The organism is Phenylobacterium sp., assembly GCF_036821595.1.
Lineage (GTDB): Bacteria > Pseudomonadota > Alphaproteobacteria > Caulobacterales > Caulobacteraceae > Phenylobacterium.
Window position 1 is genome coordinate 1 of sequence record NZ_DAISJG010000091.1, and the last position, 7,265, is coordinate 7,265.

A 7,265-nucleotide genomic window follows, 5' to 3' on the forward strand; every position below is an offset into this window, starting at 1 on the left:
GTGGAGACCCGCGGGGCGGGGCGCGACAGCGATCCGGACGGCGGCGGTCGGGCCCCGCACGGGGGCGGACGCCCGCCGTTCGCCTGCCTCCGCGCGACGGGGCGCGACCGGCTGAAGTTGCTGTTGATCCGGGGCCGGTGGGGGGTTCCTTGGGCGTCTCCTTTCGACGTGGAGACGCCGTCTTGTCCCTCATCTCCCTCCGTGACGAGGCCGCCGCCCGGGCGCTGCGCATGCTGCGCTCGGCGCTCGGGCCGCAGGTCTGCGCCTGGCTCGACGAGCCCGACGTCTGCGAGGTCATGCTCAATCCCGACGGCCGGCTCTGGATCGACCGGCTGGGGAGCGGGCTTGCGGCCACCGACCAGCGGCTGGCGCCGGCCGAGGGCGAGCGGATCATCCGGCTGGTGGCCCACCACGTGGGCGCCGACGTGCATGGCGGGGCGCCGCGGGTGTCGGCCGAGCTTCCGGGGTCGGGGGCGCGCTTCGAGGGCCTGCTGCCGCCGGTGGTGACGGCGCCGGCCTTCGCCATCCGCCGGGCGGCTGTCGCCGTCTTCCCGCTGGCCGACTATGCGGCCGCCGGCGTGATGACCCCCGGCGAGGCGGGCGTGCTGGCGCGCGCCGTGGCCGAGCGGCGCAACATCCTGGTGGCGGGCCCGACCTCCAGCGGCAAGACCACCCTGGCCAACGCCCTGCTGGCCGAGGTGGCCCGCTCGGGCGACCGGGTGGTGCTGATCGAGGACACCCGCGAGCTGCAGTGCGCGGCCCCGAACCTGGTGGCGCTGCGCACCCGCGACGGGGTGGCGGGGCTGGGCGACCTGGTGCGTTCGGCGCTCCGCCTGCGGCCCGACCGCATCCCCATCGGCGAGGTGCGGGGCGGGGAGGCGCTCGAGCTGCTGAAGGCCTGGGGCACGGGCCATCCCGGCGGCGTCGGGACCATCCACGCGGGCTCGGCGCTCGGCGCCCTCCATCGGCTGGAGCAGCTCGTCCAGGAGGCGGTGGTCACCGTGCCGCGGGCGCTGATCGCCGGGACCATCGACCTGATCGCCGTGCTCGACGGCCGCGGCGCCGGCCGCCGGCTGGTGGAGCTCGCCCGGCTGGAGGGGCTCGACCCTGCCGGCGCCTACCGGCTGCGGCCGGCTCTCGGGGAGTCCTGAGAATGCATTCCTTGCGCATCTTCACGGCCGGATCGGCGGTGGTCGCCGGCCTCCTGGCGGCGGGGCCGGCGCTGGCGGCCGGCTCGGCCATGCCCTGGGAGGAGCCCCTGCAGCGGATCCTGGAATCCGTGGAGGGGCCGGTGGCCAAGATCGTGGCGGTGATCATCATCATCGTCACCGGCCTGACGCTGGCCTTCGGGGACAGCGGCGGCGGGTTCAGGCGGCTGATCCAGATCGTCTTCGGCCTGTCGATCGCGTTTGCGGCCTCCAGCTTCTTCCTGTCCTTCTTCTCGTTCGGCGGCGGGGCGCTGGTCTGATGGACGAGGCCTTCCGCGCGCCGGTCCACCGGGCCCTCTACGAGCCGATCCTTCTGGCGGGGGCGCCGCGGGGCCTGGCCATCCTCAACGGCACCCTGGCGGCCGCCGTGGGCCTCGGCCTCCGCGCCTGGCTGGCGGGGCTGCTGGTCTTCGCGGTCGGGCACCTGGCCGGCGCCTGGGCGGCCCGCGGGGACCCGCAGGTCCTGGAGGTGGTCCGCCGCCACCTGCGCCTGCCGGCCCGGCTGGAGGCCTGAGATGATGGACCTCCGCGAATATCGCCCCGGCGGCGCGCGGCTGTCGGACTACCTGCCCTGGGCCGCCCTCGTGGCCCCCGGCGTGGTGCTCAACAAGGACGGCGCCTTCCAGCGCACCGCCCGCTTCCGGGGCGCGGACCTGGACAGCGCCACCGCCGCCGAGCTGGGCGCCGCGGCCGCCCGCGCCAATGCGGTCCTGCGCGGCCTGGGCTCCGGCTGGGCGGTGTTCGTGGAGGCGCAGCGGCGGCCGGCGCTGGCCTATCCGGACGGCGCCTTCCCCGACCCGCTGTCGCAGCTGGTGGACGAGGAGCGCCGGGCGGGCTTCGAGGCCGAGGGCGTCCACTTCGAGAGCCGTTACTTCCTCACCGTCCTGTGGCTGCCGCCCGCGGAGCGGGCCGGCCGCCTGGGCCGCTGGTTCCTGGAGGGGCGGGCGGCGCGCGACACCGACTGGCGGACGGAACTGGCCGGCTATGTGGACCGCACCGACCGGATGCTGGCGCAGCTGGAGCCGCACATGGCCGAGCTGGCCTGGCTCGATGACGGCGAGACCCTGGCCTACCTGCACGCCTGCGTCGTCCCCGACGCCGGACGGGTGGCGGTCCCGGAGAGGCCCATGCACCTCGACGCCCTGCTGGCGTCCGCCCCGCTGGTGGGCGGGCTGGAGCCGCGGCTGGGAGGATCGGCCCTGCGGGTCCTCACGGTCACCGGCTTCCCGGTGGAGACCTGGCCCGGCCTGCTCGACGACCTCAACCGGCTGGCCTTCCCCTGCCGCTGGATGACCCGCGCCATCACCCTGGACCGGGCCGACGCCGCCCGGATGGCGGGCCGGATCCGCCGCCAGTGGTTCGCCAAGCGCAAGTCGGTGTCCGCCGTGCTGCGCGAGGCGCTCACCGGCGAGGCCGCGCTCCTGGTCGACACCGACGCCGAGAACAAGGCCGCCGACGCCGACGCGGCCCTGCAGGACCTGGGCGCCGACGCCGTGGGCCACGCCTATGTCACCGCCACCCTGGTGGTCTGCGACGCCTCCCCGGCCGTGGCCGACGCCCGCATCCGCCAGGCCGAGAAGCTGGTGCGCGGCCGCGACCTGGTCTGCCGGATCGAGACCCTCAACGCCGTGGAAGCCTGGCTGGGCTCGATCCCGGGCCAGGCCTACGCCAACGTCCGCCAGCCGCCCATCTCCACCCTGAACCTGGCCCACATGCTGCCGCTGTCGGCCACCTGGGCCGGGCCCGAGGCGGACGCCCACCTGGCCGGGCCGCCGCTGCTGCAGGCGCGGACCGAGGGCTCCACGCCCTTCCGGCTCTCGCTGCACGTGGGCGACGTGGGCCACGCCCTGGTGGTGGGGCCCACCGGCGCGGGCAAGAGCGTCCTGCTGGCGGCGATGGCCCTGCAGTTCCGGCGCTATCCCGGCGCCCAGGTCTTCGCCTTCGACTATGGCGGCTCGATCCGCGCCGCCGTGCTCGGCATGGGCGGGAGCTTCGTGGACCTGGGCCCCTCGGGCGGGGTCGCCCTGCAGCCCCTGGCGCGGATCGACGACCCCGCCGAGCGCGCCTGGTCCGCCGAATGGCTGGGCCGGCTGCTGGCCCGGGCGGGCGTGGCCCCGACGCCGGAGTTGCGGGAGCACCTGTGGACCGCCCTGGGCAGCCTGGCCTCCGCGCCCCGGGGGGAGCGGACCCTCACCGGGCTCTGCGCCCTGCTGCCGTCGCAGGTCCTGCGGCAGGCGCTCGCCCCCTATGTCCTGGGCGGGCCGTTCGGGCGCCTCCTGGACGCGGACGTGGAGCGGCTGGGCGAGGCCGACGTCCAGGCCTTCGAGACCGAGGGGCTGATGGGGCAGGGGGCGGCCCCGGCCGTGCTCGACTGCCTGTTCCGCCGGGTGGAGGGGCGGCTCGACGGCCGACCCACCCTGGTGCTGGTGGACGAGGGCTGGCTGGCCCTGTCGGACGCGGTCTTCGCGCCGCGCCTCAGGGAATGGCTGAAGACCCTGCGCAAGAAGAACGCCGCGGTGGTGTTCGCCACCCAGTCCCTCGCCGACCTGGCCGGGAGCCCGGTGGCCCCGGCCCTGGTGGAGGGCTGTCCGACCCGGATCTTCCTCCCCAATCCGCGCGCCCTGGAGCCGGGGATCGCCGCCCTCTACCGGAGCTTCGGCCTGGGCGAGCGCCAGCTGGAGATCCTCGCCCGGGCCCAGCCCCGGCGCGACTACTACCTGCAGTCCCCGGAAGGCGCGCGCCTGTTCGACCTGGAGCTCGGCCCGGTGGCGCTGGCGGTCTGCGCCGCCTCCGGCCGGGCCGACCAGGCCGCCATCGACGAGGTCCTGGCCGCGGCCGGGCCGGACGGCTTCGCGGCGGCCTGGCTGCGGCGCCGGGGCCTGCCCTGGACGGCCGAGCTGGTGGCGGCCCATCCCGCCGCCCGCGCCGTGGCGCCGCTGATGGAGCCGGCGCCGTGAGAGGGCGGGCGGTCATCATCGCGGTGGCGGCGGCTCTGGCCGGGGCCGCGCCGGTCCGGGCGCAGCTCGCCGTCTACGACCCCGCCAACCATGCCCAGAACCTGCTGCAGGCGGCCCGGGCGCTGGAGCAGGTGCAGCACCAGCTGGCCAGCCTGCAGAACGAGGCCCGCAACCTGGCGACCCTGGACCTGAGGGCGGCGGGCGCCCTGGACGGCGACCTCGCCCGGGTGAACGGCCTCCTGACCCGGGCCGGGCGGCTGGCCTCGGAGGCGGGCGCCCTGCGCGCCCAGCTGGCGCGGGAGTACCCCGACCGCGCCGCGGACGGGTCGGGCCGGGTCCTGGCGGAGGCCGCGGACGCGCGCTGGCGGACGGCGGTGGAGTCCCTGCGGCGGACCCTGGAGGTGCAGGCCGGCGTGGTCGCGGGCCTCTCGGCGACCAACGCCCAGACCGCGGCGCTCGCCCGGTCCAGCGAGGGGGCCGGCGGCGCCCTGCAGGCGGCCCAGGCCGGCAACCAGCTGCTGGCCGTCCAGTCCAAGCAGCTCGCCGACCTCACCGCCCTGCTGGCGGCCCAGGGCCAGGCCGAGGCCCTGGAGCGGGCCCGGGCCGCGTCGGCCGCCGCCGACGCCCGGGCCCGGCTCGCCCGCTTCCTGGGACGGCCCCCGCCGTGACCGACCCCGGCGTCATCGACCAGTTCCTGGCGGTGTTCAGCCGCTACATCGATACAGGCTTCGGCCTGGTGCGCGGCGACGTGGCCTCGCTGGCCCGGCTGCTGGTGGCGATCGACGTGACGCTGGCGGCCCTGTTCTGGGCCTGGAGCCCAGGGGAGGAGATCCTCGCCCGCCTCGTGAAGAAGACCCTCTACGTCGGGACCTTCGCCTTCCTCCTGGGCGACTTCCAGCGGCTCGCCCAGATCGTCTTCGACAGCTTCGCGGGCCTGGGGCTGAAGGCGTCCGGCTCGGCGCTGACCGCCGCCGACCTCCTGCGGCCCGGGCGTATCGCCCAGGCCGGGGTGGACGCCGTGCGCCCGCTCCTGGCCGCCGCCGGCGACATGGCCGGCTTCCCGCAGGTGTTCGAGAACCTTGTCCAGCTGTCCGTGCTGCTGGCCTGCGTGCTGGTGGTGCTGGTCGCCTTCTTCGTCCTCGCCGTGCAGCTCTTCGTCACCCTGCTGGAGTTCAAGCTGACCACGCTGGCGGGCTTCATCCTCGTGCCCTTCGGCCTGTTCGGCCGCACCGCCTTCCTGGCCGAGCGGGTGCTCGGCAATGTGGTGGCCTCGGGGGTGAAGGTGCTGGTGCTGGCCGTGGTGGTGGGCATCGGCTCGACGCTGTTCGACGGCTTCGTGGCCGACTTCGCCGGCGAGCAGCCGACGCTCGAGGAGGCGCTCGCCGTGGCGCTCGGGGCGCTCTCCCTGCTCGGCCTGGGCGTCTTCGGTCCCGGGATCGCCACCGGCCTGGTCTCGGGCGCGCCCCAGCTCGGCGCCGGCGCCGCGGTGGGGACCGCGCTCATGACCGGCGGCCTGGCGGTGGCCGGCGCGGCCGGCGTCCGCCAGGCGGCCGGGGCGCTCGCCTCGGCGCGGGGCCTGCGGAGCGGGGCGCCGGCCTTCCGGCCGGGCCCGCCCGCGGCGGGGCGCGGTCCGCCTGCGGGCGGCCCGCGCGCCCCGTCTTCGGGTCCGTCCGGTTCGTCGGCGGCTTCCGGTTCTTCAGGTGCTTCGGGCGATGCGCCCGGCGGCGGCGGCGCGGCCAGCTCCGAGGCGTCGGAGGCGCCCGCCTGGGCCCGGCGGCTGCGGGCCGCCCAGGCCGTGTCGGCCGGCGTCGGGGCGGCGGCCCATGCGCTGCGCGCCGGCGACAGCTCCGGCGGCGGCGCCGCCGTCCCCCTGAGAGAGGAGTCCCCATGATCCCCTTCCGACGGGCGTCCGCCCGCTACGGCCGCGCGCCGGAGCCCGAGACCCCCTACCAGCGGGCCGGCCAGGCCTGGGACGAGCGGATCGGCTCGGCCCGGGTCCAGGCCCGCAACTGGCGGCTGATGGCGTTCTGCGCCCTGGGCCTGGCGGCCGGCAGCGGCGCGGCCCTGGTGTGGACCGCCGCCAAGGGGACGGTGACGCCGTGGGTGGTCGAGGTGGACCGGCTGGGCGAGGTGAGGGCGGTGGGGCCCGCCGAGGCCGGCTGGCGGCCCGGCGACGCCCAGGTGGCGGCCCAGCTGGCGCAGTTCGTGCGCGACGTGCGCGCCCTGCCCGCCGACCCCGTCGTGCTCCGCGAGGCCTGGCTGCGCGCCTACGACCACGCCACCGGCGTCGCCGCGCTGGCCCTCAACGACCACGCCCACCGCTCCGACCCCTTCGGGCGGCTGGGGCGCGAGCAGGTCAGCGTCGAAGTGGCGAGCGTCGTGCGCGCCTCCCCCGACAGCTTCCGCGTGGAATGGGTGGAGAGCCGCTACGTCGACGGCGCCCTGGCCGGCGCCGAGCGCTGGAGCGCGATCCTGGGCGTGGCGCTCCGGCCGCCCCGCGATCCCGACGCCCTGCGCCGCAACCCCCTCGGCGTCTTCGTCACCCACCTCGACTGGTCGAAGGAGCTCTCCTGATGTCGATCCTGCGCCCCGCCCTCGCGGCCGCCGTCCTCGCCGGGCCGGCCGGCGCCGGGCCCCTGCCGCCCCGGGTGCTGGCCTTCTCGCCGGGCCGCCTGGACGTGGTCCTCACCGCGCCCGGCCGGGTGACCGACATCGCCCTGGAGCCGGGGGAGCAGCTCTCCGGGACCGGGGCGGTGGCGGCCGGCGACACCGCCCGCTGGATCCTCGGCCAGGCCGAGAGCGGCGCGGGCCCGACCCGCCGGGTCCATGTCCTGGTGAAGCCCACGGCCCCCGGTCTCGCCACCAACCTGGTGGTCCAGACCGACCGGCGCACCTACCACCTCGAGCTCCGCGCCACCGCGTCCGACTGGGCGGCCTCGGTGGCCTGGCGCTATCCCGAGGGCGAGCTGGTGGCGGTGCGCGGGACGCCGGTCCCGGCGGCCCCGGCCGCCGCGGCGGCGGACGCCGCCGCCCCCGATCCCGCCGACCTGCGCTTCGGGTGGCGGATCGAGGGCAGGGCGCCGTTCCGGCCGCTCAGGGT

General features: G+C 77.0%; 8 protein-coding genes. All 8 read left to right on the forward strand.

Annotated features, from left to right (window positions below):
• Nucleotides 1-230 precede the first annotated feature (230 nt).
• Nucleotides 231-1,151, forward strand: coding sequence for a P-type conjugative transfer ATPase TrbB (trbB, locus tag V7Z97_RS18495; protein ID WP_334164922.1), 921 nt, complete (start codon nucleotides 231-233; stop codon nucleotides 1,149-1,151).
• A gap of 2 nt (nucleotides 1,152-1,153) precedes the next feature.
• Nucleotides 1,154-1,468 carry a TrbC/VirB2 family protein gene (locus V7Z97_RS18500; protein ID WP_442958052.1) on the forward strand — a complete coding sequence of 105 codons (315 nt, stop codon included), beginning with the start codon at nucleotides 1,154-1,156 and terminating at the stop codon, nucleotides 1,466-1,468.
• Nucleotides 1,468-1,722, forward strand: coding sequence for a VirB3 family type IV secretion system protein (locus V7Z97_RS18505; protein WP_334164916.1), 255 nt, complete (start codon nucleotides 1,468-1,470; stop codon nucleotides 1,720-1,722). Before V7Z97_RS18500 ends, V7Z97_RS18505 begins: the two co-directional genes overlap by 1 nt.
• Before the next feature lies 1 nt (nucleotide 1,723).
• Nucleotides 1,724-4,165: a conjugal transfer protein TrbE gene (gene trbE / locus V7Z97_RS18510; protein WP_334164917.1), complete on the forward strand. Its 2,442-nt coding sequence runs from the start codon at nucleotides 1,724-1,726 to the stop codon at nucleotides 4,163-4,165.
• Nucleotides 4,162-4,833 (forward strand): P-type conjugative transfer protein TrbJ, encoded by a 672-nt coding sequence (gene trbJ / locus V7Z97_RS18515; protein ID WP_334164918.1) that lies wholly within the window; start codon nucleotides 4,162-4,164, stop codon nucleotides 4,831-4,833. Before trbE ends, trbJ begins: the two co-directional genes overlap by 4 nt.
• Nucleotides 4,830-6,056, forward strand: a complete 1,227-nt coding sequence (gene trbL / locus V7Z97_RS18520; RefSeq protein WP_334164919.1) for a P-type conjugative transfer protein TrbL — start codon at nucleotides 4,830-4,832, stop codon at nucleotides 6,054-6,056. Before trbJ ends, trbL begins: the two co-directional genes overlap by 4 nt.
• Nucleotides 6,053-6,739, forward strand: a complete 687-nt coding sequence (gene trbF, locus V7Z97_RS18525; RefSeq protein ID WP_334164920.1) for a conjugal transfer protein TrbF — start codon at nucleotides 6,053-6,055, stop codon at nucleotides 6,737-6,739. Before trbL ends, trbF begins: the two co-directional genes overlap by 4 nt.
• Nucleotides 6,739-7,265: TrbG/VirB9 family P-type conjugative transfer protein (locus V7Z97_RS18530; protein ID WP_334164921.1), on the forward strand; the 527-nt coding region annotated here is incomplete at its 3' end. The genes trbF and V7Z97_RS18530, both read left to right, overlap by 1 nt.

Bases quoted from the DNA above. Each gene is read 5' to 3' on its own strand.
- trbF (WP_334164920.1), top strand. From the start codon at position 6,053: ATGATCCCCTTCCGACGGGCGTCCGCCCGCTACGGCCGCGCGCCGGAG.
- trbE (WP_334164917.1), top strand. From the start codon at position 1,724: ATGATGGACCTCCGCGAATATCGCCCCGGCGGCGCGCGGCTGTCGGAC.
- V7Z97_RS18505 (WP_334164916.1), top strand. From the start codon at position 1,468: ATGGACGAGGCCTTCCGCGCGCCGGTCCACCGGGCCCTCTACGAGCCG.
- trbB (WP_334164922.1), top strand. From the start codon at position 231: ATGCTGCGCTCGGCGCTCGGGCCGCAGGTCTGCGCCTGGCTCGACGAG.
- V7Z97_RS18500 (WP_442958052.1), top strand. From the start codon at position 1,154: ATGCATTCCTTGCGCATCTTCACGGCCGGATCGGCGGTGGTCGCCGGC.